Raw genomic sequence first — 25,910 nt, 5'->3', positions numbered from 1 at the left:
GTAGGTTCTAAGAGCCTGTTTACGATCTCGCTAGCAAGAGCGAGACAAGGCGAAAACGGCTGAGAAAGCGGAATGTACGAGTGGTACATGAGCATTTCGAAGATGTTTTCAACGCCGTATCGCCGCAGCGCAGTAGATCGTAAACAGGTTAAGAAAACAATCCTGGTTCGCGACCCACTCAAGACTTGGCGGCGCGCCCCGCCATTCACAAGGAAAAACCAGGGCTGTTATCATGCCCGCCGCCGCTGCATTGCGCGGTTTGATTGAAAAATATTGGGAAATCAGAATGTTGAAAGTCATTGCCTGCGTTTTTGTCTTGTGTTCCGCCATGGCCAGCGCCTCCAGCTGGGATTTCACCTACTTCAACCCCAGCGAGGGCGGTTTGTTGATCGATACCGACAGCATCGCGCAATCGCCCCACGGCACCGTCAAATTCTGGACGCTGTGCGCGCCCAGATTCGAGGCGGACAAGCCGATGGCGGGCGACGCCTACAGTCAGTCGCTGTACGAGATCCATTGTCGGCAGCGCCTGATCGTGATGCCGATGACGGTGGTTTTCGACGTCAACGGCGAGCCGCGCGAAACCGAGTTCGAACACGCCAAGATGGAGGACATCCAGCCGGACACGCAGGAGGATTTTTTGTGGACCTATATCTGCAAGCCGGAAAAGCGGCCGGACATGGCGGTGGCGATGCGGCAGGGCATTCAGGGTTTCTTGCGGGAGCAGCGGCGTTACGCCAGCGAGCACCTGGCGTTTCAGCGGGATAAGGGCCGCTGACCGCGGCGGACCGGAAGAGAGCCGGGAACGGAGTCGCCCTGCGCCAGCGGGGCTTTTTTGCGGGCGCGGCCGGCGGCGGACAAGCTGAAAGACTTGTCTCAGCGGCATAACAGGCAGCTGAGCCAGGCGGTGGAGGCGCTGCAAAGCCGCTATCACGACGCCGGGGTGACCCTCCGCTTCTTCGACATCGGCGCCAAGCTGGACTATCTGATGTCGCTGGCGGAAAAAGTGGATTACGACACGATGCACAACAAGCACGAGGGCTATATCGATCTGCCGCGCGTGTTCGGCTTCGCCGGCGACACGCGCCCGCTGGACAGCTCGCACCGCCACCTGTTCCACGACGAGGTGCACCCCAGCCAGGAGGAGCACCAGATCCTGGCCGCGCATATGACGGACTTCATCCGCGAGCAGTACGGCCGGCCACCGGCGGCCGGCTGATGCCGCTCAGGTGGTGGCCAGCTGCGCCAGGTAGCGCAGGCCGCCGATGCCGGGGAGGAAGCAATACGCGCCGCCGCGGGTGGTGATCATCCGCGAAAATCCTTCCAGCACGGTGTTGTTCTCGCCCTTGCTGCCGGGCGCCGCCAGCGTGAAGCTGCTGTCCGCGGTGTTGTTGACGCCAAGAAAGACATCCTCACCGCTGATGTTGAACACCGCGTCACCAGCGTCCGGGTTGCACGGCGCCTTTGCGGATTTGACGAAGTCGCTGAGTAGGTTCCATTGGCTGCTGAGGAATTCGAACTGATTGCTCAGACTGGCGTTGATGAAGTAGCCGATCAGGCCGCGCGCCGCAGCCGACGGTTGGGTGGGGTCGTAAGCCGGACCGTAGGGCATGGCCCGGCGCACGATGCGGTGATGGGCGCTGTCGGTGCCCACCACCGCGCCGTTGCGCGGATTGTTGCGGCGGATGTGGGAGCCTATCGGGCACTTCAGGCCCAGAGTGTCGTCCTGGGACAGCTGCGGGCTGACGTAGTTGAAGTCGTTCAATTGATCGGCGGGCAGGGTGGCGCCGGCCTCGTCCGGCCGCAGCGTCAGCGGGTTGCCGTTGCGCCAGCGCCCGCAGACCTTGGCCGCCAGCAGCTCGGCATCTATGCCGGCCTTGGCCGCGTATTCGTTCAGAAACGCGTCGAAGCCGGCCACGTCCTGTTCCAGGATGCGGAAAGCGGCGTAGCTGCCGTTGCGGCTGAGCTCGGGAGGTTGCACCGAGTACACGCCGTTGCTCTGGTTGGGGTAGCCGAGCAGGAACTCCCCGGTGGCGATGACTTCCTGGTCGTCCGGCGCCGGGTGCTTGCGCGGCGGCGCGCCGGCGATGGTGGGCTGGGCAATGTTGTCGCGATAGCCGAAGTGAACCTGATTGTCCGGCAGCGCTTGGGCGTCGTGGGCCGATAGTTCGCTGACGGCGCCGGCAAAGGCCTGGCGCAAGCGCGTGCTGAGGCTTTCCAGCAGCACCGGGTCCTTGGCCACCCACAGACTAAGCAGGATATGCACTTGGCTACCGTCGGCCAGGCCGCCTATCCAGCCCTCCGGCGCGCTGGTGCCGACGTCGCCGACGGCGCTGGCAGAGTCCGTGTTGGTGGCGCCGCGTTGAAAAGACGGGTCAAAGCTGGCCAACTGCTCGGCGCCGACCCCCAACGCGGCCAGCCCGCTACAGGTGAAGCCGATGTTCAGGAAGCCGCTGGGTTTTTTCAGCCAGCGCTCCGCGCTGGTGATGCGCGGCAGGCCGTCCCGGCCCTCCACCAGTTTCAAGATCAGCTCGCCGGCGGCGGCCTTGTCGCAAACACTCAGGATGAAGTGCCGGGCCAGGTCCACGCGGTAGCCGCGCAGAATCGTGCCCTGGATGTCGTCGTACTGGAGAGGGAGGGTGGTCATGGGGCGCTTTCTAGTTGTGGGGGACGGAGGGATCCGGCCGCGCCGACGCAAGCGGTCCGGCCGCTCGCGCCTGGCGCGCGGGGTTTAGCTGAGAGCGGCGAGTATTTTCTGCACGGTGTACGGATAGGCCTGGTACAAGCCGTTGTCGTCCTTGGTGCCGTCGCCGTTATTGGGAATGTGCTGGGAGGCGTCGTTCTGGGTGATGAAGGCCTGGAAAGCCGCCACATTGTTGGCCACCGGAATCAACGCCTGGCCGCCGACCACGAACTGCAGCAAGGCGTCGAAGACGTCGCCCACCTGGGCGACGAAGTCGTGGATGTAGGCGTCGAAGCTGCCGTCGTACTCGGTGATCACCGCGATGACGTAGTTGTTGCTGGGCTGGTTGCTGGGCTGCAGATTGGCGGCGGAGCGGTCCAATATCAAGGTGCGCGCGAAATGTACGGTGCCGATCGAAGTCAATGCTTGGTGCAGGGTGTCTGCGTATTCCGCCTGGGTGGCGGCGATGGCTTCCAGGCTGGTGCCGGGAATGACCGGCATTAGCAGGGTGAGCGGGCTGGTCATGGGCTTTCTTCCTAAGTGGTGTAGGAATTGAAGCCTAGGCAGCGCAATATGGGCTGTCAATGCGATTTATTCATTTTGCAAGTCATGCAATGGTTGTTTAAGTATTTGTACTGATGGCTTGTCCGTGGCGCCGCCGGACGCTCACTTCCGGTTGGTCAAGGACACGCCCGCCGCCGCCAGCGCGCCGCCCGCCAGCATGGACGCCAGGATGGGTTCGCCCAGCAGTCCCGCGGACAGCAGCACGCCGAAGGCGGGCACCAGGTTGGTGAACACGGCGGCGCGCGACGGACCGATCTCCCGGATGCCCTGGTAATACCAGATGAAGCCCACCACGGTGCCTATGGCGCCCAAGTAGAGCATGGACAGCCAGATTCGCCAGCCGAAGCTGGCCCAAGGCACGGAGCCGATCTCGCCGGCCGCGCCCAGGGACAGGAAAGCCAGCCCCCACAGCGTGGCGTAGGTGGTGGCCGCGATCGGGCTCAGGGTTTCCATCGCCTTGCGCGAACCCAGCGTGTAGGCCGCCCAGCTCAGCACCGCCAGGCTCATCAGCATCTCGCCGGCGCCGAAAGATTGCCGGAAATCGTGAACCGTGCCGGCGAGATCGCCGCGGGTGATGACCACCATGGCGCCGAGCAAGGCCACGCCGATACCGGCCCAGCGGCGCAGGCCCAGCCGTTCATGGAACACTAGGCTGGCGGCCAGCGCGGTCATGATGGGATTGAGACTGACGAACAAGGCGGTGCGGCCGGCGGGAATGCGCGCCAGCGCGCCGAAGAAACAGGCGTTGTAGAGAAAGATGCCGGTGAAGCCCAGGAAGGCGGTGACGGCGAGCTGCGAGCGGTTCAGCCGCGGCAGCCCGCCTTCCAGCTTATAGGCGACCAGCACCAGCAAGAGGGCGGCCACCAGGAAGCGCCCGAAGGCGGCGGTCATCAGCGGCATGGACTGAGCCAGCACTCTGCCGGCGATGAAAGTGCCGCCCCAGAACAGCGCGGTCAGCGCCAGTTTGAAAGTCAGGGCCGGCCTGATGGCGGCTTGCGCGCGCGCCGGCGGCGCGGGGATGGAGATGGAGCTTGGGTGGGTCATGGTGGGCGCCGGGCAAGACGTCCGGCCTCCTGATGCTATGTGGGTGCGTATATACTATTGATTGTTTGAATTCATGGAAAAATGAGCTTTTGCTCATGAGTGGACGAGACGGTCATGACTTTTACGCAGCTGGAAATCTTTGCGCTGGTGGCGGAACTGGGCGGCTTCACCGCGGCGGCGGACAAACTGGGCGTCAGCCAGTCGGCGGTGTCGCACGCGATCAAGCAATTGGAGAAGGAGTGGGGACTGACGCTGCTGACGCGCGGCCAGGCCGGCATCGAGGCCACCGAGGCCGGCAACAGCCTGCTGCTGCGCGTGCGCGAACTGTTGGGCGTGGCCGAGGCGATCCGCCAGGAAGCGTCGGCGGCGCGCGGGCTGAACCGCGGGGTGCTGCGCATAGGCTCCTTCGGCACCACTTCCTCGCTCTTGTTGCTGCCGCGCATGCTGGAGCAGTTCCGCGCCAGCTATCCGGGCATCGACGTCTTCGTGGAAGAGGGCGAGGACGACGAAGTGGCGCAATGGGTCAGCGAGCGCCGGGTGGACGTGGGCTTCGTGGTGCTGCCGGACGAGCGCTTCGACACCCTGCCCTTGGTGGAGGACCAGTTCGTGGCCTTGATCCCGGCCGGCCATTCGCTGGCCGGCCAGCCGGCGGTGAGGCTGGCGGACTTGTGCGACACGCCCTTCATCATGACCTTGGCGGGCAACACCACGCTGATTGAGCGCCTGTTTGAAAGCGCCGGCCTGAGGCCCATGGTCAAGCACCGCTACGCCCAGATCATCACCATCGTCAAAATGGTGGAAAACGGCGCCGGGGTGTCTATCGTCGCCGATCTCGCGGTGCCGGCGCCCTTGCTGGCCTTATGCCCCGGCGTGGTGAAAAAGCCGCTGGCGCCTATGGTGAGGCGGGCGGTGGGCCTGGCTGTGCCCAGCCGGAAGCACGTCAGCCCGGCGGTGGCGGCTTTTCTGCAAACCTCGAAAGCCATGGCCAAGAGTCTGCGCGACGGTTCGCTGGGCGGGCTGTGAGCCGGAGCGAGGCAGATCGAGAGCAGGTTCTTAGAACGTGTTTACGATCTCGCGAGCAAGAGCGAGACAAGGCGAAAACGGCTGAGAAAGCGGAATGTACAAGTGGTACATGAGCATTTCGAAGGCGTACTCATCGTGTAACGCTCCACGCAGCGCAGCAGGTCGTAAACAGGTTCTTAAGCCCGCGGCCGGTCAAACCGGATTTGGCGGCTGCTTTCTATCAGCTGGCCGGCGCGCAACACCGTGCGCTCGTCGTAAGGCCGGCCTATCAGCTGCGCGCCAAACGGCAGCCCGGCCCGATCCAGTCCCACCGGCACCGTCAGCGCCGGCAGGCCCAGCACATTGGCGGGCGTGCTCAGGCGGATGTAGGCGGACGCCACGCTCTCCTCGCTTCCGTCCGGCCAGATGAAGCTGTCCTGCCCGTGCAGCGGCGCGGTGTGCGGCACCGTGGGGACCAGCAGCAGATCGATGTCGGAGAACATCCGCCGCCAGGCGGCCTGCAGCGCGACCCGGGCGCGCCGGGCCTGGGCGTAGTCGCTGTCCGGCACCAGCATGCAGGCTTCCAGCAGGGTGCGCACCTCCTCGCCGTACAGCTGCGGCGCGCGGAGCAGATCGTCCCGGTGATAGGCGGCGGCCTCCGGCGCTATCAAGCCCCATTGGGTGGGCAGGATGAGATCGGCCAGCGGGATCTCGACTTCCACCAGCACCGCGCCGGCGGCGGCCAGCTCGGCCTGCTGCTCCCGCAGCGCGGCCAGGATCTCCGGCGCGACGCGCTCGTGGAAATAATTGCCGGGCACGCCGACGCGCAGGCCGGCCACCCCCTGGTCCAGGCCCTGGCGGTAGCTCTCGGCCGGCGCGGCCGGCCGGGCGGCGATGGCGTCCAAGATCGCCGCGGCGTCCGCCACGGTGCGGGCGATGGGGCCGACATGGTCCAGCGAGCCGGACAGCGGCACCACACCCTGGCGGGACACCAGATCGTAAGTGGGTTTGAGGCCCACCAGCCCGCACAGCGCCGCCGGCACCCGGATCGAGCCGCCGGTGTCGGTGCCCAGCGCCGCCAGCGCGCCGCCGTAGGCGACCGCGGCGGCGGAACCGCCGCTGGAGCCGCCCGGAGAGCGCTCCGGCGCCCAGGGATTGTTGCTTTGCGGCGTGGTCAGGCCAAACGCGAACTCATGGGTATGGGTTTTGCCGGTCAGTATCATGCCGGCCTGTCTGAGCCGGGCCGCCACCGCGCTGTCGGCGGCGGCGAGGTGATGCCGGCGCACCCGCGAACTGGCGGTGGTGGGCAGGCCGGCCGCGTCTATCAGGTCTTTCAGCGTGTAGGGGATGCCGTGCAAGACGCCGCGGTAGTCGCCGCGGCGTATTTCCGCCTCGGCCTGGCGCGCGTCGGCCATGGCCTGGTCCGCGGCGAGCGCGACATAGGCGGATATCCGGTCTTCCTGCTGCCGCGCCCGTTCCAGCACCGAGCGGGTCAGCTCCACCGGCGACAGTTGGCCGGCCTCAATCAGCCGGGCGGCGTCCAGGATGTTCAATTGATAAGCTTGCACGGCGTTTACCTCCAGTCTGGGTCGAAGTGTTGGGCAAGGCGGGCGTCGGCCAGGCAGGGCTGGTTCAGTCTAGCGGTTTCCGCGCGGATAGCGGCCAGGACGGCGGCAACCGCCGCCTGGCGTTCGGGGCCAAGGGTCAAGCCGGCGGCCCGGGCCAGGGCGGCGACTGTCCGAGGGGTAAGGGCCTGAGCGGTGAGAGCGGGAAGGGGCATGAGGGGCTCCTGGGCTTGGGAATCAAAGGAATTGCCAGTCGAAACCGCCGTCCCTGCGCGTCACCCGGCCGGCCGAGGTGTCGGAGAAGTGGGCGCTGAACACGGCGGCGCGGTTTTCCGCGGCGAAATCCAGCAGCCAGCGCCGCGACTCCCGCGCCGCGTCCTGCTCCCGACAGAACACCGAATTCCATTCCGGCCGGTACACCTGCATCGGCGTGTGCATCACATCGCCGCAGAACAGCGCCGTCTCGCCGCGCGAAGTCAGCGAAATCGACATATGGCCGGCGCAATGGCCGGGCGTGGGGTGGAAGCGGAAACCGTCCTGGTAGTCGCCGCCGTCCAGGCCGATGACAAGGGCCTGGCCGGCGGCGATCACCGGCGCCACGCTGTCGTCGAACACCATGCGCCGGCTGTCCGCCTCCGGCGTGGCGAAGAAGTCCAGATCGCCCTGCGGCAAGGCATAGCGGGCGCGGGGAAAGGTGGGCGTCCACCGGCCGTCGATCAGCCGCGTGTTCCAGCCCACGTGGTCCGCGTGCAAATGGGTCAGCAGCACGTGGTCGACGTCCGCTGGCTGGATGCCCAGCTCGGCCAGGCGCTGCAGAAAAGGGGTTTGCAGCCGGTGGAACAGCGGGTTGAACGCGCGCTCCTTGTCGTTGCCGATGCCGGTGTCGATCAGGAAGACCTGGCCGGCCCATTCCACCGCCCAGCTGTGCACGCTGAGGGTGAGGCTCTCGCCCGCGGCGTCCAGCAGGCCGCGCAAACCCGGTTGCCGCGTCAGCAAGGCGTCGTCCCAGTCGCGGTAGAGAAAGGAGGGCGCCAGGCCGCGCAACAGCGTGTCCGTCACGCGGGTGATCTTGGCGTCGCCAAGTTGATAAGTGTTGGTGGTGTTCATTTGGGTCTCTGCGGCTAGGGTGCGCGCCGGAGTCGCCGGCTGCCTGAGCGCCACTATCGCGGAAATCTGTCATGCTTTCCAATGCCGAATTATTAATTCGTGATAACTTTAAGGCATAGACAAGCCGAAAGACCCCGCATGGAATTGCGTCATCTCCGTTACTTCATCGCCGTGGCCGAGCACCAAAGCGTGCGCCTGGCCTCCGAACGCCTGCACATCACCCAGCCGGCGGTGTCGCGCCAGATCCAGGATCTGGAGCAAGAGTTGGGCCTGTCGCTGTTTGAGCGCTCGTCGCGCGGCCTCAGGCTGACCGCGGCCGGCGCAAGCTATCTGCGCGAAGTGCGCAAGGCGATGGCCGCGCTGGACGACGCGGCCGACGGCGCGCGGCGCGTGGCCGCCGGCCTTTTGGGCCGGCTGCGGCTGGGCTGCGTGGAGAACGCCGGCTGGGACGGACTGGTGCCCAAGGCGTTCAGCCGCTTTCAGGCGGACGCGCCGGAGGTGGCGCTGGAGCTGAGCGTGCTGAACACGCCGCAGCAGCTGAGCGCTTTGGCGGAGGGCGCGCTGGACGGCGGCTTCGTCTACCAATACGAGCCCTTGCCGGAAGGCGTCGCCGGCCTTCCTCTGCTGGAGCACGACGTGGTGCTGGCGCTGCCGCGCTGCTGGGACACCGGCCACGACGAGAGCCGCCCCGTCGCGCTGCGCAGCCTGGCGGACCGGCCCTTCGTGACCCTGCCGCGCGACGCCTATCCCGGCTATTACGACCGCCTGATCGGCGCCTGTCGGCAACTGGGGGTGCAGCTCAAGGTGGCGCAGGAGGCCGGCACCGAGACGGCGATCTTGTCGCTGGTCTGCGCCGGCATCGGCGCCGCCATCGTCAACTCGGCCAATCTGGGGCGGCCGCCGGCCCAGGCGCGTTTCTTCCGGCTGCAGGACCTGTCCTTGCCGATGCCGCTGAGCTTCGTCAGCCGCCAGGACGCCGCCAATCCGGCGCTGACGCGCTTTCTGGCGGCGTTGCGGGACGTTTGAGGCGGCCGGCTCAGCGCTGCGCCGCCCAGCGCCGATAACGTCGGGCGCGGCAGGCGTCGGCCAGCTGCTGCTGGAGCAGCGCCCGCAGCGGCGACACTCGGGGATTGGGCGTTTTGCCCTGGCTGAGCTGGCGCAGCTGGAACTTCACCGCGGCCATATTGGCGAGCGACGCCAAGGGCTTGTTGCGCCAGGCGATGGGCGGCAGCGCCGGGGCGGTGTCCTTGCCTTGGCGCCAGTCGTTGGGCAGCGCGGGGGCGATGGCCAGCGCGGTGGCGATGCCCACCATGTCCACTCCGCCGGCCACCGCCTGCTCGGCCACCGGCCGGCGGCGGATGCCGCCGGTCACCATCACCGGCATGGTGGCCACGGTCCGGAGATCGCGGGCGAACTCCAGGAAATAGGCCTCGCGGGCCAGGGTGCGCCCGTCGCGGGCCTTGCCCTGCATCGCTGGCGCTTCGTAGCTGCCGCCGGACAGTTCGACCAAGTCCACCGCCAGCTCATTGAGCCAGACCACTACCCGGCGGGCGTCGTCGGCGCTGAAGCCGCCGCGCTGGAAGTCGGCGGAATTGAGCTTGACCGCCACGGCGAATCCCGGCGAGGTCTCCGTGCGCACCGCCTTGACGATCTCCAGCAGCAGCCGGGCCCGGTTTTCCAGCGGGCCGCCCCAGGCGTCCGTTCTGCGGTTGGACAGCGGGGACAGGAACTGACTCAGCAGATAACCGTGGGCCGCGTGGATCTCCACGCCGCTGAAGCCGGCCTGCTCGGCCAGGCGCGCGGTGCGGGCGAAACGCCGTATCACATCGGCGATCACCTCCGGCGTCATCGCCTGCGGCGGGTCGAAATGCTTGGACATCTTGCCCAGCGCCAGCGGCACCGCGGACGGCGCCCAGGTGGTCTGGCCCAGGCTGGCCGGCATCTGGCGGCCGGGATGGTTGATCTGCAGCCAGAACTGCGCGCCCCGGGAACGGCCGATCCGGGCCCAGCGCCGGAAGCGCTCCAGCTGGCGCTCGTCCTCCAGAACCACGCCGCCAGGCCCGGTCATCGCGCGGCCGTCCACCATCACGTTGCCGCTGATCAGCAGGCCGGCGCCGCCGTCCGCCCAGGCCTGGTAAAGCCGCATCAAGGCGTCGGACGGCGCCTGGTCCGCGTCCGCCATGTTTTCCTCCATCGCCGCCTTGGCGATGCGGTTGGGCAGGCTGGAGCCGTTGGGAAGGGTCAATGGGGTGAATAGCGTCATCAGCGAGCGCTCCGGTTTGATCTTGGCTCAAGCTTAGGTTTAAAGTTGACTTTAATGTCAAGGCCCGATCGAGAGCGCGAATGAAAATTGGAGAATTGGCGAAGCGCTGCGGCATGACCGCCTCCCGCATTCGCTTTTACGAAGCCAGCGGCCTGATCCGCGCGGTGGCGCGCGGGGCCAACGGCTACCGCGATTACGGCCCGGAGACGCTGCGGCTGCTGGAAGTCATTTCCAGCGCCCAGAACGCCGGTTTTTCGCTGGACGAGATCCGCCGGCTGTTGCCGACGGCGCCCAACGCCTGGCGGCATGAGGAGCTGCTGGCCGGGCTGAAGCGGAAAGTGGACGAGATCGAACTGCTGCAACAGCGGCTGGAGCAGAACAAGGCCCAGCTGCGGCTGGTGATCGCCAGCATGGAAAATGGGCCGGAAGAGCTGGCTTGCGAGGAGCGCGCCCAATGGGTGTTGAACCGCCTGCGCGAAGACGACGACGCGGCGGGCTGAGCGCCGCGGACGGCTTCACGGCTTGGGCGAAAACGCCTTGACCCTCAACTTGACTTGAAACTTATGGTGAGACTGGGCCGCCGCCGGCAGCGGCCGAACCATGCCGGTTCACCCCCCGCCGCGCGGCGTGAGCCGCTTCCGCGCCCTGCGGCACTTCGACAAGGATAAGCCGTGATGAGCAAGCGCATTCTGCATGTGGTGAGCAATGTCGCGCACTACGCCGACCCGTCCGAAGCCACCGGTTTGTGGCTGTCGGAACTGAGCCATGCCTACGAGGTGTTCGCCGAGAAAGGCTGGGAGCAGCAATTGATCAGCCCGCTGGGCGGCGTTTCCCCATTGGAGCCGCGCTCGCTGAAATGGCCGAACGCCGACGCCTCCGCGCGGGCCTGGCTGGCCAGCGCCGACAAGCGGGCCTTGCTGGCGGAAACCGCCAGGCCGGACGAAGTCGACCCGACGAGCTTCGACGCGATCTACTTCACCGGCGGCCACGCGGTGATGTGGGATTTCCCCGACGACGCCGGGCTGCAGCGGATCACCCGCGAGATCTACGAGCACGGCGGCGTGGTCTCCTCGGTGTGCCACGGCTATTGCGGCCTGCTGAACACCCGGCTGTCCGACGGCGCGCTGCTGGTGGCCGGACGCCGGCTCACCGGCTTTTCCTGGCGGGAGGAGGCGCTGGCCGGGGTGGCCGGCAAGGTGCCCTACAACGCCGAGGAGGAGATGAGGCGGCGCGGCGCGCTGTACGAGAAGGCCTGGCTGCCCTTCATCTCCAAAGTGGTGGTGGACGGCCGGCTGGTGACCGGGCAAAACCCGCAGTCGGCCAAGGCCACCGCCAGGCAAGTGGCCTCCTTGCTGTCGCGCTGAACCGGGGGCGCCGGCCAGGCGCTTCATCATGCGCCGATGTCGGCGAGCGCGCCGACGGCGAGGGCCAAAGCCTCCTCGAACGCCTGGAACAGCTCCTCCGCCGCGGCGTCGCCGCAATGGGCGGGATCGCCGCTCAGCCGGAATTCGGCGATTTCCGAGCCGTCGTCCAGATGGACGGCGATATTGACCGGGTAGTGGAATCTGTCCACGCCGTCCCAGTTGCGCAAGTCCGCGGCTTGCGCGTCCAGCGCCCGGAAGTTGGTGAAGTTGAAGGTGTGGGAAAACTCGCGGCCGGGGCTGCGCGCATCGAAAATCGCGCTGTGCGGGTAGAGCGCGTACTTCTCCTGTTGCAACAGGCGCTGGTGGATTTCGCCAGCCGTTTGCAGCGCGCATCCCGAGGCCTGAAACGACAAGGGTTGCAAGTTCCAGAACAGGCCCACCGCTTCCAGCGGATCGCTCAGTTCCGGCACCCTGCCGTTGACCACCACCCCCATCAATATTTGAGGGTCTTGGGTCGTTTGCGCGATCGCATGCCCGACGGCGGCCAAATACAAGGAGCGCGGCTGGATCCGCCGCTCACGCGCGCAGCGGCCTGCGCTGGCCACCAGCCGGGGGGCGATGCGCTTTTTGTGTTCCATCATCGCTGTCGGGGGCTCTCTCCATCGTTCAACCGTCTGTTTTCCGGCAAACGGCGCCTGCCGCCAGTATTCAATCGCCGCCGGATCCAAGGCCATTTGTTGCTGGAGGGCGACGTATTCGGAAAACACGTCCGCGCAGGCCGGCGCCGCGACAGCGGTATGGCGCTGATAGCGCTGGAACGCCGCGTCGAAGAAGCGTTGCTGGCCCCAGCCGTCGTCGATGGCGTGGTGGATGCTGAGGAACACGACGCAGCGGCGGTCCGCCGTGTGGAAGAAGCGCAGCCGCGCCATTTCGCCTGCCGCCTCGAAGGGGGTGAACGGCGCATGCAGGTCGGCGCGCGCGTAGTCGGCGATCAGCGCCTGCTGCCGCGGCGGGGCGTCGCGGCGGAGGTCGACGGTGTCCAGGCGTACGCGCAGCGTCTCCGCGTCGATGCGGCGAATCGCATCGCCGTCGCGGACGAAGAGGGTGCGGAAGACGGGGTGCCGGGAAAACTCCAAGCGGAAAGCCTGCGTCAACCGCTCGATGTCGAGCGCCGCGTCTTCGCAGTCGAACCACTGTTGCACGTGATAGACGCCCAGGCCCGCCGGAGCCGCCTGGTACTGCTCCAGCATCAGGCCTTGCATATCGGACACGGCATCGGCCAGTTTCGCCGGCGCCGGCGGCAAACCGGTTTCTCCCCGCTGGCTGCGGTCGTTCAGGTCGCGGACGTTAGGCGAGTGGAACACGTCCTCCACCGTTGCCGACCAGCCGGCGCGCTTCAGCGCCATGATCAGCTCCACCGCGCGGATGGAGTCTCCGCCCAAGGCGAAGAAGTCGTCTTGCGGGCCAAGGCGGTCCACGCCGAGTATCCGGCTCCAGATCGCCGTCATGTCGGCTTCGTCGGCCGAGGCCGGCGCGTCCGGCGGGCGTTCGTCGCTCAGGGGGCGCGCCATGTGCGGCAGCTTGCTGCGATCGATCTTGCCGTGCGCGGTCAGCGGCAAGCTGTCGATGCAATGGAAGTGGTGGGGCATCATGAAGCCCGGTATTTTTTCCGCCAGCGCCTGGCGCAGCGCCGACAAGCTCATCGGCGCGGCGGCGAAGCGGACATAGGCCGACATCAGGTCGCGGCCGTCTTCGGCCGCGGCCAGCACCACCGCGTTGGCGACGCCGTCCAGCTCGCACAGCGCGGATTCGATCTCGGCCAGCGAGACCCGGAAGCCGCGGATCTTCAGGTAGCCGCCCTTGCGCGACTCGTAAACCAGCTCGCCGTGCTGATCGATCTTCGCCAGATCCTTGGTCTTGTACATGCGCGCGCCTTCGTGGCCGGGGAAGGGGCAGGGGATGAAGGCCTCGGCGGTCAGGCCCGGCCGTCCCAGGTAGCCGCGCGCCAGCCCCGGGCCGGCGACGTAGAGCTCGCCGATTTCGCCGGTCGCCACCGGCCGCAAGGCGTCGTCGAGCAGGAACAGCGACAAGTCCGGCAAGGCCGCGCCGATGCCGGCTGACTTCCTGCGCTTGGACTCGTCGGCCTCGACCACATGCAAGGTGACGTGGACGGTGGTTTCGGTGATGCCGTACATATTGACCAGCACCGGGCCGTCGTCGCCCATGGTCTTGAACCAGGGCTTGAGCTGCGTCAGGTCCAGCCGCTCGCCGCCAAACACCACGAAGGCCAGCGACGCCACGGCCTCGCGTTTTTCCGGATGTTCGTTCAGATACAGGGCGAGCTGATAGAAAAAGGACGGCGTTTGATTGAGCACCGTCACGCGGTGCCGCTGCAAATAAGCCAGCAGCGCCGAGGGATCTCGAATGGTGGCCAGCTCGGGGACCAGCAGCGTGCCGCCATGCAAGAGCGCGCCGAAAATTTCCCAAACCGAGAAATCGAAGGCGTAGGAGTGCAGCAGGGGCCAGACGTCCTCCGGTCCGAAGTCGTAGTAAGGCTGGGACTCGCTAAACAGACGCAGCACATTGCGGTGGGTGATCTGGCTGCCTTTGGGGCCTCCGGTGGAGCCCGAGGTATAGATGACATAGGCCAGGCCGTCTCGATTCGGCGATTCGGCGGCGGCGGGCATCGCGGCGAGGTCGCCGGACGTCGGCGCCAAGGCGTCAAGATTGAGCAGCGGGATGCCGTTGGCGGACGCCGCGCTTGCCGTCCGTTCCAGCGATTCCTGGTCCACGATGATCATCTTGGGCCGGGCGTCGCCGATGAGGTAGTTCAGCCGCTCGGCCGGATACTCCGGGTCCAGCGGCACATAGGCGCCGCCGGCCTTGAGGATGGCCATCATGGCGACAATCAGATCGGACGATCTGCGCACGGACAAGCCCACCAGGGTTTCCGCGCCCACGCCCTGGGCGCGGAGCCGGCCGGCCAGGGCGTTCGCCCGTTGATCCAGTTGTCGGTAGCTGAGCGAAGCCGCCGCGCATCGCACGGCGACTCTATCGGGAAACATCTGGACCGAGCGGGAGAAGGCCTCGGCAAGCGTTCGGCAGGCGCCGAGTTCTGTTGGATGAGTCATTGGTTTTTCATGTCCTGTCGGCACAGGCTCTTCGAGCCTGTTCAAAGTCCGCTGCGCGTCGCGAGCGCTTGGCATCGGTTCAAGTCGCGTCCGCCGCGCAGCCGGCGTCCCCGGCGCTGGCCGGCTTCGGTTTTCTCAGCAGCTTGGGCGCGGCGCGCGGCACCTCCGCGGCTACCGGCGCGCCGGCCGCTTGCCGCAGCGGCGCATCGAAGCCCCGCACGCATTGGGACAGCAGGGCAGCTAGTTCCGCGCCCATGTCTGCAATCGACGCCGGATCGAACATATCGGTGGCGTACTCGATGCGGACGCAGCTGCGCGCCAGATTGAAGCCGAAAGCCAGGTCGAACTTGGCGATGGGGTTGGTGCCCGGCAGCAAGGCCACGCTCAGGCCCTGCTCGGTCCAGCCCTTGAAGTCCTGATCCACGGTGACAACGACTTGGAAGATCGGGTGTTGGCCGGGAATGCGCTCCACGCCAAGGCGCTCGACGAGGGAGGAGAACGGTACCCGGTAGCCGGCGTAACTGGCCTGGGCGGTTTGGCGCGTTTTCTCGATGAGCTTGCGCGGGGTGTCGGCGGCCTCGATCCGCAGCGGCAAGGCCAGCAAATTGACGAAATTGCCTATCGTTTCCTCGGTCGCGCCGTCGCCGCGCCCGCCATGGGGGAAGCCCATGCAGACGTCGGCCTGATGGCCGCGCGCGGACAGATAGCCGGCGAGCAGGGCGGCGACGGCCATGAACGGCGAGGCGCCGAGCTGGGCGGCGCGCTGGATGTGTTCGCCCAGCAGCGCCTGGGGCAAGGCGCATTCCAGAAAGGCGCCGGCGTAGTCGCGCCGCATCGGACGCGGGCGATCCGGTCTGAGATTGAGCGGCGTCGCGGTTCCGGTCAGGCGGTCGAGCCAGCGGTTCAGTTCCGTTTGATAATCGCGGCTGCGTTGCCAGGCCCGCTCTTCGGCGGCGGCTTCCCTCACGGTCGTCGCCGGGCCGGCCGCGGGCAAGGCGCCGTCCCGCAGCAGGGCGCGCAGATCGCGCAGCCATAGTTGGGCGGAATGGCCGTCAAACACCATGTGGTGAAACACCATCAACAAGGCCCTGTGCTCGCGGTCGCGGCGCACCAGGCAAAAGCGGCACAGCCGGCCGGCGGCGAGATCGAAGACCGTTGAGCTGAAAGTCCGTTCCAGGCTGGCGAAGCCGGCGTCGCGGCTCTCCTGAGGCAGTTGGCTGAGGTCCGCTGTCTCGAGAAGGCGCGAGGGCGGCGCGCCGATTTCCTGGCGCAGGCCGGACGGGGTTTCCACAAAGCGCGTGGATAAGGCTTGATGGCGGCTCAGCAACTGCTTCAGGGCCGCTTCCAGGCGGGCGGGGTCCAGCTGGCCGCGCATCTCCAGATGCAGCGGGACATTGTACAGCGCGCGGTCCGGGGCCAGTTTCTCGAAGAAATACAGGCTTTGCTGATTGCTGGACAGCTGGCCGAGTCCGGCGTCGGCCTGGCTTAGGCCCGGCTCGGCGGCCTCGTCGCCGTCCCGCCATGATCCGTTCAGGGTCAGGTCTAGCTGATCGGCCGCCGGCCATTCGTCAAGCCGGCGGGAAGGCTCGGCCAGGCATGGCGCGGCGAACTGGACCAGCCCGTGCAACAGCCGCTGGGCGGCAGCGGCTTCGAACACGGCGCCGGCGTACTCGAGCGCCAGCCACAGGCCGTCGTCGCGTTCATCCAGCACAAAGCTCAAGTCACGCTTCGATGTTCCGGCATGCGCGGCTTGCTCCGCCAGCCGCAGTCCGGCGAGACGCCAGCGCGGTCGTTTCTGCACTCGCGCGGCGGCTTGGAACTGGGGGCGGGCCAAGGAGGGGGGAGTCGGCGCGGCGACGGGTTTTTCAAACGAGGTGTTCTGGTTTTCGAATCCCGGCAAGGCCTGCTCACGGACTTGATCCAGCACCTCCAGCAGGCTGGGCTTGGCGTCCAGGCGCAGCCGCAGCGGGAGCGGGTGTTCGAACAGGCCGATGATTTCATGGTCTTCCGCATGGCTCCGTCCCGGGACGAAGGCGTCGATCAGGGCCTCATCCCGGCCGCTTTGCGCGCCCAGGAAAAGACCGAGCAAGGACGAGAACACGGCCAACAAGGTCTCTCCCGTTTCCTGCTGGAGCCGGCGCAGCGCTTGTTCCAGCTCGGAAGGAAGCTTGAGCGCCAACTCGGCGCCGTCTGTCCGTATCTTGTCCGCGTTCGATGGCGGCCGTTGGTACGCGCCGGCGCGCGACGGCTCGCGCTGCCAATGAGCGAAATCCGCGTAATCGAGCGCGTTCGGCGCGAGTTCGACGTCGCCGCCGCTCAAGGCGGCGGCATAGGCCGTTTCGAGGTCCGCTGCCAGGATGCCGGTCGACCAGGCGTCGAAAACGGCCTGGTGGAACACCATGAGCAGGCGCGCTTCCGTCTCCGCCTGCTGAAGGAGAACGAAGCGAAACAAGGGCCCGGTCGCCAGATCGAAGGGGCGGCGGACGATGTCCCGGACGGCCGCGTCCAGCTCGGCCTTGTTACCGCTGTCCGGCTCCAGGCGCCTTAGCTGGAGCAAGGGGCCGGGCCAGGCATGCCGCGTCCAGCAACGCAGTTCGTCGCCGTCGCAGGCCAGCGTGCTGCGCAAGGCCTCATGCTTGGCCACGACCGCGGCCAGGGCCGTTTCCAATGCCGCGACATCCAGCGCGCCGCTGATCTGCAGCGCGATGGGAAACGAGCATGAGGGCGTGTCCGGCGTCAGCTGGTCAAGGCGGAACAGCCCTTGCTGCTGAAAGGACGCAAGCCAGCCGTAGCCGGCATCGAGTGAAAATTTCATAAACGAATACCTTGGGTCGGCAATCAGTCGACAAGAGCAAGCCTTTATTCAGCCCCGCGTCCCAAGCTGGCGACGGCTTCCACGACGCGCGGCGGACATTGGAAAGGTTCAGCAGTTGAAGCTGCTGCAGCCGTACAGCCGCTCCGCGCTCAGGCCCGCGGCGCGGCAGCGCTCGAGGAACTTGTTCGACTCGACGATCTGCTTGCTGTCGGCTGAATACTCCAGGCCGGTGACGAAGCGCATCCAGGGCTCTTGCCCCATCGCGTAGACGTAGATCTTCTTGCAGTCGAATTCCTCGACGATGCTCCAGGCGTGCTCGCAGTCGGAGCCGGACAAGGTGCGGGATTCGTCGTCGCGCCGGCTGAGCGGGCTGCCGGTGTAGGGGCCGTACAGCCAGCTGAGCGGCGCGCCGTCGCATTCCATGCCGATGAACAGGGTGTCCGCCTTGCCCAGGCGCTCCACGATGCGGCGGTACAGCGCGCGGTCCTTGCAGTCCGAGTCCGCCAGGAACAGGAAGCGGCGGTTTTTCAGCCGCAGAAACATGCCGTGCTTGCTTTCGATGTCCAGGTCGGCGTGCTCGCCGTAAAACGGCAGGCTGACGATTTCGCCGTCGTCGAAGCGCACGCTTTCCATCGGCTCGAGTTCGGACACGTTGCGGAAGCCGAGAGCGCGCAAGGTGAGCTTCATCGACGGATCGGCCAGGCTGCGGCTGTTGTGGCGCGGAACCAGGATGCGGCCGATGCGGCCGCGCAGTTGCAGCAGTAGTTCCGGGCTGAAATGGTCCTGGTGGTTGTGGGTGATGAACACGTAGTCGATGTGGTCGGGCAGGTCGTCGAAAGTCAGCCGCTGCGGTTCGCCGTCCCGGTCCCAGGTGACGAAGGGATCGATCAGCACCGAGGTGGACGCCGTTTGCAGCAGGACGCAGGCATGGCCGAAATAGCGGATGCGCACATCGCCGCCGTGATACTCCGGCTGCTCGCGTTGCGGCGCTTCGGCGTCGAAGAAGCCGCGGAAGCGGGCCTCCTGTTCCGCCGGCACTTTCAGAGCCTGTTTCAGTTCCGCGTAAGGGACGGCGCGTATCCGGCTGGCGGCGAGCGCTTCGTGATTGGGGTCGGCGAAGGGTAGCGGGAGCACCAGCCTGGCGTCTCCGTCCAGCCGGGGCGTGTTCAGGAAGAAATGGCGCTGTTCGTCGCGCTCGGTGCTGAAGGCCAGCGTCTGATGGTCCGCGTCCGCGGCGGCCGGGTAGCTCAGCAATTGGTCCAGCACGCGGAGGCCGGGATGGTGGTTGAGGTCGTAGCTGACTTCGACCAGGCCGGCCAGCGTGGGCGGCAATTCGGCGTAGACCGAATCCAGGCTGTGGCCGTTGGCGGTTTGCTGCAGCTGGCGATTGAGCTTTTGCAGGTCTTCGGCGAAGCGGAGCAGCGGCTCCGCGTCCTTCAGCGTGTCTTGCAGCAGGCGGCGCACCGCGGGCAGGTCGCTGGCCGCCAGCTCCAGGAAGGGGCCGCCCAGCATCTGGGGGTTCTTGGACGCGGCGATGTGCACGCTGGGATTGGCGATGAAGGAACGCAGCAGCGGAATCTGGCGGAAGGCCAGATTGATCGCCTGCTGGACCGGCGACACCAGATGGCTCCAGGCGTACCAGCGGTGGAACAGGGGTTCCAGTTTGACGCCGCTTTTCAGATAGACGGCGTCGTCGGGACGAGGTGTGCTCATGCTTGCTCCAATGTCGGGGAAGAAGGGGTGGAAGGGGACGAAGCCGGCGCCGTCGCTTCGCTGAATCCTGCGCGCGACGAGGCGTAGGCCGCGTAGTCAGCGTATGGTCGCGACAACGGCGTCCAAGCGGGTTCGCCGCCGCCGGCGCGGTCGGCGTAGGCCTGAGCCAGTTCATGCAGCAGCGGCGCGATCGGCGCGCCGGCATCGCTGTCGGCGGCCTGACGCAGTGCGGCGGGCAAGGCCAGGCCGTTGGCGATTGAGATCGCCGCGGCCGGCTCGGCCGGCGGGTTCAGCGCGGCGTGCCGGCGGCCCAGCTCGCGCAAGGCTTGCCGCAAGGCCGGCAAGTCCAGTTCCCCCTCGTAACGCAACGAGACCGGCGCGCCGTCTTGGCGGCGGACGGTCAGCCGGAGTTGGCGCCGCTCATGCCGGCCAGGCGCCAGCTGCCGCGCCAACTCGGCGACGCTGGGGGCGAGGAACAGCTGTTCGATAGACAGCTTGACCCCCAGCTGGCTGCGGATGCGGGCGGCCAGCCGCATCGCCAGCAGCGAATCGCCCCCCAGCTCTAGGAAGCCGGCGTCCAGGTCCACCGCCGGCAGCCGCAGCGTCTCCGCGAACAGCTCGGCCAGCGCCTGCTCGGCCGGCGTGGCGGGCAAGCGCTGCGGCACGGCCGAAAACGCCGGCGCCGGCAGCGCGCCGCGGTCCAGCTTGCCGTGGGCGTTCAGCGGCAGCGCGGGCAACACCATCACCGCGGCGGGCAACATGTAGTCGGGCAGGCTGGCGGCCAGCCCGGCGCGCAGCCGCGCGCCGTCCAGGCCGACGCCCGCGCGCGGCACGGCGTAGGCGATCAGGCGCTTGCGGCCGTCGTCGTCGACAGGCAGAACCACGGCCTGGGCCACGCCGGCCTGCGCGAGCAGCGCGGCCTCGATCTCGCCGGGCTCGATGCGATAGCCGCGCAGCTTGATCTGCTGATCAAGGCGGCCGAGGAACTCCAGTTGGCCGTCTGCCAGGCGGCGCGCTTTGTCGCCGCTGCGGTAGAGCCGGCTGCCGGGCGCGCCGAAGGGGTTGGCGACGAAACGCTCGGCGCTGAGCGCGGGGCGGCCCAGATAGCCGCGCGCCAGGCCGGCGCCGGCCACGTAGAGCTCGCCGGCGACGCCGGCGGGCACCGGCTGCAAGGCCTCGTCCAGCAGATAGACCTGGCTGTTGAGCACCGGCCGGCCTATGGGCGGCGCGCCGCCGGCCAGGCGGTCGCTCAGCGTGGCGCAGATGGTGGATTCGGTAGGGCCGTAGGCGTTGATCATCCGGCGGCCGGGCGCCCATTTGGCCACCACCTCGGCGGGGCAGGCGTCGGCGCCGACCAGCAGCGCGCCGGGCAGCAGATCCGGCGCCGGCTCCAGCAAGGCCAACAGCGCCGGCGGCAGCAGCGCGTGGCTGATGCGCGCGGCGCGCAGCGTGCCCAGCAGGCTGTCGGCGTCCAGCTGTCTGGCGTTGGCCGGCACCAGGCAGCCGCCGCCGGCGAAGGCCATCAGCATTTCCAGCACCGAGGCGTCGAAGCCCGGCGAGGAGAACTGCAGCACGCGCGCGGACGCGTCCAGCGCGCAGCGCTCCTTCAGGTCCTGCGCCAGGCTGGCCAGCCCGGCGTGGCCGACCGCGACGCCTTTCGGCCGGCCGGTGGAGCCGGAGGTGTAGATCACGTAGGCCAGATCGTCCGCCGTCAGCGGCCGCAGTCTTTCTTGCCGGCCGATGTCGCCGTCCGCGAAGCTATCGTCGGCCTCTGGCGCCAGCACCGGCCCGGCGGTTTGCGGCAGGCGGGCGGCGGAGCCGGCGTCGCTCAGCACCAGGGCGGGGCGGGCGTCGTCCAGCATCAGCGCCAGCCGCTCCGCCGGATAGTTCAGGTCCAGCGGCAGATAGGCGGCGCCGGCTTTCAGCACCGCCAGTTGCGCGACGAGCAGCGCCGCCGATTTGGGCAGCGCGACCGCCACCAGCCGGCCGGGGCCGACGCCGGCGGCGATCAGCCGCCGGCCCAGCCGGTTGGCGCGGCGGTTGAGTTCGGCGTAGCTCAAGGTTTCGCCGCCGCTGTCCAGCGCCGGCGCGTCCGGCGCGCGGCGGACCTGGCGCTCGAACAGCTCGCACAGCGGCAGCGGCGCGATGTCGCGGGCGCTGGCCCGGCCGTCCAGCAGCAGGCGGCGCTCGTCCTCGTCCAGCAGGTCTTGGCGGCGCACCGGGCCGTCGGGCTCTGCGGCCAGTTGCGCGAGCACGGCGGCGTAGCAGCCGGCGTAGCGCCGCAGCGCGTCGGCGTCGTGGGCGTCGCGGTGGGCGCTCAGGCTGCCGACGATGCGCGCGCCGTCGGGGCGGAAGTTGACTTGCAGCGCGAAGCTGTTGTCCATCGCGCTGTCTTGCTGGCGCCAGTCGGCCAGCGCTTCCAGCGCCTGAAAATGGGTGTAGTTGAAGATGGCTTCGCCGACGTCGCGCAGGCCGGCGTCGCGCAGCATGGTGGCCAGCGGATAGCGCCGGTGCGGCAGCAGCGCCCGTTCCGCGTCTATCACGCGGCCTATTAACCGGGTCCAGGATTCGCGCCGGATCTCCATGCGCAGCGGCACCGAGTTCAGGAACAGGCCCACCATGTGCTCCGCGTCGGCGGTTTCCGGCCGGCCGTTGGTGACCAGCGCGGTGCAGGCGCCGCTCTTGCCCGTCAGCATGGCCAGCGCGGCCAGGTGGGCGGCCAGCAACACCGATTTCAGCGGCGCGTTCAAGCGGCGCGCCAGCGCGCTGAGCGCCGCCGAAACCGGGTCGGCTATGGCGATGTCGGCGTTGATCTGCAGCGGGCCGTCGGCCGCGGCGGCGGCGTTCTCTTCGCGGGCCAGCAGCGCGGGGGCGGCTTCGTAGCCGCGCAGCTGTTCCCGCCAGAAGTCCCGGCTGGCCGGCGAGGCCATCGCCTGGCGCTCCAGCGCGATGTAGTCGCGGTAGCGGCTGGACAGCGCCGGCAGCCGGCACGGCTGGCCGGCCAGCTCGGCCTGGTAGAGCTGGGCCAGTTCGACGATGAAGACCGAGTCGCTCCAGCCGTCGAGGATGGCGTGGTGGATGCGCAGCGTCAGATGGAAGCGCCGTTCGCTCAGTCGGTGGGCGTGGGCGTGCAGCAGCGGCGCGGCGGCGGGGTCGAAAGCCTGTTTGGACCAGGCGGCGATGAAGGCGGCCAGGCTTTCTTGCTGCGCGGCGGGCGGCAAGTGGCCGAGGTCGCCTTCGCCCAGCGGAATGGCTGCCGTGGCCAACACCAGTTGCAAGGGCTCCAGATAGCCGTCCAGCGCGAAGCGGGTGCGCAGCAACTCGTGCCGCCGGCACAGCGCGTCCAGCGCGCGGCGCAGCGCCGCCGCGTCGTAAGGCTGGGACACCGCCAGCCCGACGATGTTGTGGTACAGCGTCGAGTCGTCGCGGAAGGCGCTGTGGAACAGCATGCCCTGCTGCAGCTGGCTGAGCGGGTAGGCGTCCACCGCGTCCGGCGGCAGCCGCCGGCGGTCGGCGGGGTCCAGCAGCGCGAACGGTTCGGCCGGCGCGGCGGCGGCGTCCGCGCCCGCCTGTTCGGCATGGGCGGCCAGCAGCGCCACGCTGTGGTGTTCGAACAGGCTGGCCAGCTCGAAGGAGATGCCGGCCTTGAGCGCCAGGCCCTTCAAGCGCAGCGCCAGCAGCGAATCGCCGCCGAGGTTGAAAAAGCTGTCGTCCAGGCCGACGCGCTCCAGTCCCAGGGTTTGGGCGAAGGCCTCGGCCAGCAGTTTCTCTTTCTCGGTGGCCGGTTCGCGGTGTTCGGCCAGCGTCAGCTCCGGCGCCGGCAGGGCGCGGCGGTCCAGCTTGCCGTTGGGGGTCAGCGGCAGCGCGTCCAGCGCCACCCAGGCGGCGGGCACCATATAGTCGGGCAGGCGGGCGGCCAGCGCGTCGCGCCAGCGGGCGACGTCGGCTTCGGCGCCGGCTGCGGGCACCGCGTAGGCGACCAGCCGGCGCTGCCCGGGCGCGTCCTCGCGGATCAGGACTACGGCCTGGGCGACGCCGGGCTGGTCCAGCAGCGCGGCTTCGATCTCGCCCAGCTCGATGCGCAGGCCGCGCAGCTTGACCTGGTGGTCGAGGCGGCCCAGATATTCCAGCGCGCCGTCGTCGCGGCGGACGACGCGGTCGCCGGTGCGGTACAGCCGCTGGCCGACGGCGAAGGGATGGGCGACGAAGCGCTCGGCGGTCAGACCCGGACGGCGCAGATAGCCGCGAGCCAGGCCGACGCCGGCGAGGTAAAGCTCGCCGGGGATGCCGGGCGGCAGCGGCCGCAGCATGGAATCGAGCACGAAGAGCTGGGTGTTCCAGATTGGGTGGCCGATGGGCACCGAGCGGCTGTCGCGCGCCGGATCGCAGGTCCAGGCGGTGACGTCGACGGCGGCTTCGGTGGGGCCGTAAAGATTATGCAGCGGGCAGGGCAGCGTCTGGGCGGCGCGGGCCAGCAACGGCGCGGGCAAGGCTTCGCCGCTGCACAGCACGCGGCGCAGGCTGACGCAGCCGGCGCTGGCGGGCTCCAGCAGGAAGGCGTCCAGCATGGACGGCACGAAATGCAGGGTGGTGACGCCGCGGCGGCGGATCAGTTCGGCCAGATAGGCGGGATCGCGATGGCCGTCGGGGCGGGCCAGCAACAGCGAGGCGCCGGCGAGCAGCGGCCAGAAGAATTCCCAGACCGAGACATCGAAGCTGGACGGGGTTTTTTGCAGCACCACGTCGTCGTCGGCCAGCGGGTAGGCGTGCTGCATCCACAGCAGGCGGTTGACGATGGCGCGGTGGCTGTTGACGGCGCCCTTGGGGCGGCCGGTGGAGCCGGAGGTGTAGATGACGTAGGCCGGGTGTTCGTCGTTGTCGGCGAGTTCCAGCGGCGCGTCGGACAGCGTCTCGAGCGCGTCGTCCAGCTGATCCAGGCACAAGGCGCGTTCGACCGGCAGGCCGGCCAGCAGCTCGGAGCGGGACAGGACCACGGCGGGCTGGGCGTCGTCCAGCATGAAGGCGATGCGCTCGGCCGGATAGTCGAGATCGAGCGGCAGATAAGCGCCGCCGGCCTTGAGCACGGCGAGCAGGGCCACCACCAGATCGATGGAGCGGGGCAGCGCGACGGCGACCAGGGTTTCGGGTCCGACGCCGTCGGCGCGCAGGCGGCGGGCGAGGCGGTTGGCGCGCTGATGCAACTGGCGGTAGCTGAGGGCGATGTCGTCGAAGCGCAGCGCCTCGGCGTCGGGGCTGAGTTCAGCCTGGCGTTGCAGCAACTGGGTCAGGGTGGCGGCGGGCAGCGGGGCGTCGGTGCGGTTCCAGGCGGCCAGCGCGTCTTGTTGGGCCGGGGTGGTTGGCGCGATGCGGGCGAGCGGCAGCTCGGGCTGTTCGGCGATCAGGCGCAGCAGCTCCAGCAGTTGCCGGGCGATGCCGTCGACGGCGTCGGCGGAGAAGAGGTCGGGCCGGTAGCCGAAGCGCAGCTCGAGTTCGGGTCCGGGGACGGCGCACAGGCTGAGCGGGTAGTGCGAGGTGTCGGCGCCGTCGCCGCCGAGCGGCATCAACTCCAGGCCGTCGGCCACCTTGCCGTCGGCCGCGCCGGGCAGCGCCGGATAGCTTTCGAAAACCAGCAGGGTGTCGAACAGCTCCGATCTTCCCGCCGCCTGCTGAATCTCGGCGAGGCTCAGGTGCTGATGCTCGATCAGCGCGGCCTGCTGGGCCTGCAGGCGCTGCAGCAGGGCGGCGAGGGTTTCCTCGGGCCGCAGGCGCAGGCGCAGCGGGACGGTGTTGATCAGCAGTCCGACCATGCGTTCGACGCCGGGCAGCTCCGGCGGGCGTCCGGAGACGGTGACGCCGAAGACGACGTCGTCGACGGCGCTGAGGCGGGCGAGCAGGATGGCCCAGGCCGCTTGCAGCAAGGTGTTGAGGGTGACGCCCAGCCGGCGCGCCCGCGCCTGCAGCGGGGCGGTTTCGGTTTGCCGGGACAGGATCCGTTGGCGTTCCCCCGCGGCGGCGCCCAGTTTGGCCGGCTCGTCCAGCGCGTCCAGGTTGGCGGCCCAGGCGCGGGCGGCGGCTGCCTTGTCCTGTTGTTGCAGCCAGGCCAGATAATCGCGGTAGGGCGGCGCAGGCGGCAGCGCGGCCGATTCTCCCTGGCGGTAGAGCGCGAACAACTCGTCCATCAGGATGGGCATCGACCAGCCGTCGAACAGCAGGTGGTGGAAGCTCCACAGCAGTTGGTGGCGCTCGGCGTCCAGCTTGACCAGGATGAAGCGCAGCAGCGGCGGCTTGCCCGGATCGAAGCGGCGGCGCAGGTCCGCCTCCAGCAGCGCGTCCAGCGCGGCGGCGTCCCGGCCGGACAGGTCTTCCTCGCGCCAATCCAGTTCAAACTCGCGGGGCACCACCTGACGCGGCTGCGCCAGCCCCTTGTAGACGAAGGCGGAGCGCAGATTGGGGTGGCGACGCAGCAGCGCCTCGGCCGCGCGCCTGAGCCGGTCGGAGTCCAGAACGCCGCGCAGTTCGAAGCGGTTGCGGACATGGTAGGCGTCCGCCTCGCGTTCGTCGTACAGCGCGTGAAACAGCAATCCTTGCTGCAATGGCGACAGCGGCAGGATTTCGGCGATCTTCGACATCGTGAACCTCGCAATGGGCGGTCGCCGTTG

The 25,910-nt window shown here is 68.2% G+C and carries 17 protein-coding genes; 6 read left to right on the top strand and 11 right to left on the bottom strand.

Features of this window, described 5'->3' with window-relative positions:
• Nucleotides 1-108 precede the first annotated feature (108 nt).
• Nucleotides 109-330, bottom strand: a complete 222-nt coding sequence (locus tag JW897_RS05095) for a hypothetical protein (RefSeq protein ID WP_205465367.1) — start codon at nucleotides 328-330, stop codon at nucleotides 109-111.
• On the opposite strand from JW897_RS05095, the gene JW897_RS05090 reads away from it, so the two are divergent.
• Nucleotides 329-778, top strand: a complete 450-nt coding sequence (locus JW897_RS05090) for a surface-adhesin E family protein (RefSeq protein WP_205465366.1) — start codon at nucleotides 329-331, stop codon at nucleotides 776-778. The two genes, JW897_RS05095 and JW897_RS05090, sit on opposite strands and share 2 nt — an antisense overlap.
• Nucleotides 779-871: 93 nt before the next feature.
• The gene (locus tag JW897_RS05085) at nucleotides 872-1,219 is read left to right on the top strand and encodes an SGNH/GDSL hydrolase family protein (RefSeq protein ID WP_205465365.1); all 348 of its coding nucleotides are present in this window, start codon (nucleotides 872-874) and stop codon (nucleotides 1,217-1,219) included.
• Nucleotides 1,220-1,225: 6 nt separating this feature from the next.
• Here the strand turns inward: JW897_RS05085 and JW897_RS05080 are convergent, their stop codons facing one another.
• The 3 genes from JW897_RS05080 to JW897_RS05070 form a co-directional block, all read right to left on the bottom strand.
• On the bottom strand, nucleotides 1,226-2,647 hold the full coding sequence (locus tag JW897_RS05080; protein WP_205465364.1) for a Dyp-type peroxidase: 1,422 nt from the start codon (nucleotides 2,645-2,647) through the stop codon (nucleotides 1,226-1,228).
• Between the two features lie 84 nt (nucleotides 2,648-2,731).
• Entirely contained in the window at nucleotides 2,732-3,208 is a 477-nt protein-coding gene (locus tag JW897_RS05075; RefSeq protein ID WP_205465363.1) for a hypothetical protein, read from the bottom strand.
• A gap of 141 nt (nucleotides 3,209-3,349) precedes the next feature.
• Nucleotides 3,350-4,291, bottom strand: a complete 942-nt coding sequence (locus JW897_RS05070) for a DMT family transporter (RefSeq protein ID WP_205465362.1) — start codon at nucleotides 4,289-4,291, stop codon at nucleotides 3,350-3,352.
• Nucleotides 4,292-4,405: 114 nt separating this feature from the next.
• Here JW897_RS05070 and JW897_RS05065 point away from each other — a divergent pair, with 114 nt between their 5' ends.
• Entirely contained in the window at nucleotides 4,406-5,314 is a 909-nt protein-coding gene (locus JW897_RS05065) for a LysR family transcriptional regulator (protein ID WP_205465361.1), read from the top strand.
• A 176-nt stretch (nucleotides 5,315-5,490) separates the two neighbouring features.
• Here the strand turns inward: JW897_RS05065 and JW897_RS05060 are convergent, their stop codons facing one another.
• Together JW897_RS05060 and JW897_RS05055 are read right to left on the bottom strand one after the other, a co-directional pair.
• Nucleotides 5,491-6,861 (bottom strand): amidase family protein, encoded by a 1,371-nt coding sequence (locus JW897_RS05060; protein WP_205465360.1) that lies wholly within the window; start codon nucleotides 6,859-6,861, stop codon nucleotides 5,491-5,493.
• Between the two features lie 234 nt (nucleotides 6,862-7,095).
• Complete coding sequence (locus JW897_RS05055) at nucleotides 7,096-7,965, bottom strand: MBL fold metallo-hydrolase (RefSeq protein ID WP_048414870.1); 870 nt, start codon at nucleotides 7,963-7,965, stop codon at nucleotides 7,096-7,098.
• 138 nt (nucleotides 7,966-8,103) lie between these two features.
• Between JW897_RS05055 and JW897_RS05050 the strand changes: the two genes are divergently transcribed.
• A complete protein-coding gene (locus tag JW897_RS05050) occupies nucleotides 8,104-8,991 on the top strand; it encodes a LysR family transcriptional regulator (RefSeq protein WP_048414871.1) in 888 nt (295 codons plus the stop codon).
• 10 nt (nucleotides 8,992-9,001) lie between these two features.
• On the opposite strand, the gene JW897_RS05045 is transcribed toward JW897_RS05050, so the two are convergent.
• The gene (locus JW897_RS05045) at nucleotides 9,002-10,228 is read right to left on the bottom strand and encodes an NADH:flavin oxidoreductase/NADH oxidase family protein (RefSeq protein WP_205465359.1); all 1,227 of its coding nucleotides are present in this window, start codon (nucleotides 10,226-10,228) and stop codon (nucleotides 9,002-9,004) included.
• Nucleotides 10,229-10,308: 80 nt separating this feature from the next.
• Between JW897_RS05045 and JW897_RS05040 the strand changes: the two genes are divergently transcribed.
• Together JW897_RS05040 and JW897_RS05035 are read left to right on the top strand one after the other, a co-directional pair.
• Nucleotides 10,309-10,728, top strand: coding sequence for a MerR family transcriptional regulator (locus tag JW897_RS05040; protein WP_048414873.1), 420 nt, complete (start codon nucleotides 10,309-10,311; stop codon nucleotides 10,726-10,728).
• A gap of 174 nt (nucleotides 10,729-10,902) precedes the next feature.
• Nucleotides 10,903-11,592 (top strand): type 1 glutamine amidotransferase domain-containing protein, encoded by a 690-nt coding sequence (locus tag JW897_RS05035; protein WP_048414874.1) that lies wholly within the window; start codon nucleotides 10,903-10,905, stop codon nucleotides 11,590-11,592.
• Nucleotides 11,593-11,618: 26 nt separating this feature from the next.
• Here the strand turns inward: JW897_RS05035 and JW897_RS05030 are convergent, their stop codons facing one another.
• The 4 genes from JW897_RS05030 to JW897_RS05015 all read right to left on the bottom strand — a co-directional run bounded on the left by JW897_RS05030 (nucleotide 11,619) and on the right by JW897_RS05015 (nucleotide 25,880).
• Nucleotides 11,619-14,723 carry a non-ribosomal peptide synthetase gene (locus JW897_RS05030; RefSeq protein ID WP_205465358.1) on the bottom strand — a complete coding sequence of 1,035 codons (3,105 nt, stop codon included), beginning with the start codon at nucleotides 14,721-14,723 and terminating at the stop codon, nucleotides 11,619-11,621.
• A 79-nt stretch (nucleotides 14,724-14,802) separates the two neighbouring features.
• On the bottom strand, nucleotides 14,803-17,538 hold the full coding sequence (locus tag JW897_RS05025) for a condensation domain-containing protein (protein WP_205465357.1): 2,736 nt from the start codon (nucleotides 17,536-17,538) through the stop codon (nucleotides 14,803-14,805).
• A 108-nt stretch (nucleotides 17,539-17,646) separates the two neighbouring features.
• Nucleotides 17,647-19,251 (bottom strand): MBL fold metallo-hydrolase, encoded by a 1,605-nt coding sequence (locus JW897_RS05020; RefSeq protein ID WP_205465356.1) that lies wholly within the window; start codon nucleotides 19,249-19,251, stop codon nucleotides 17,647-17,649.
• Nucleotides 19,248-25,880, bottom strand: a complete 6,633-nt coding sequence (locus JW897_RS05015; RefSeq protein WP_205465355.1) for a non-ribosomal peptide synthetase — start codon at nucleotides 25,878-25,880, stop codon at nucleotides 19,248-19,250. Before JW897_RS05015 ends, JW897_RS05020 begins: the two co-directional genes overlap by 4 nt.
• Nucleotides 25,881-25,910 lie beyond the last annotated feature (30 nt).

It is taken from the genome of Chromobacterium alkanivorans, from assembly GCF_016937655.1.
In the GTDB taxonomy this organism is placed as follows: domain Bacteria; phylum Pseudomonadota; class Gammaproteobacteria; order Burkholderiales; family Chromobacteriaceae; genus Chromobacterium; species Chromobacterium alkanivorans.
Note: the sequence above shows the minus strand (reverse complement) of the source record. Positions and strands in the feature narration are given on the sequence as shown.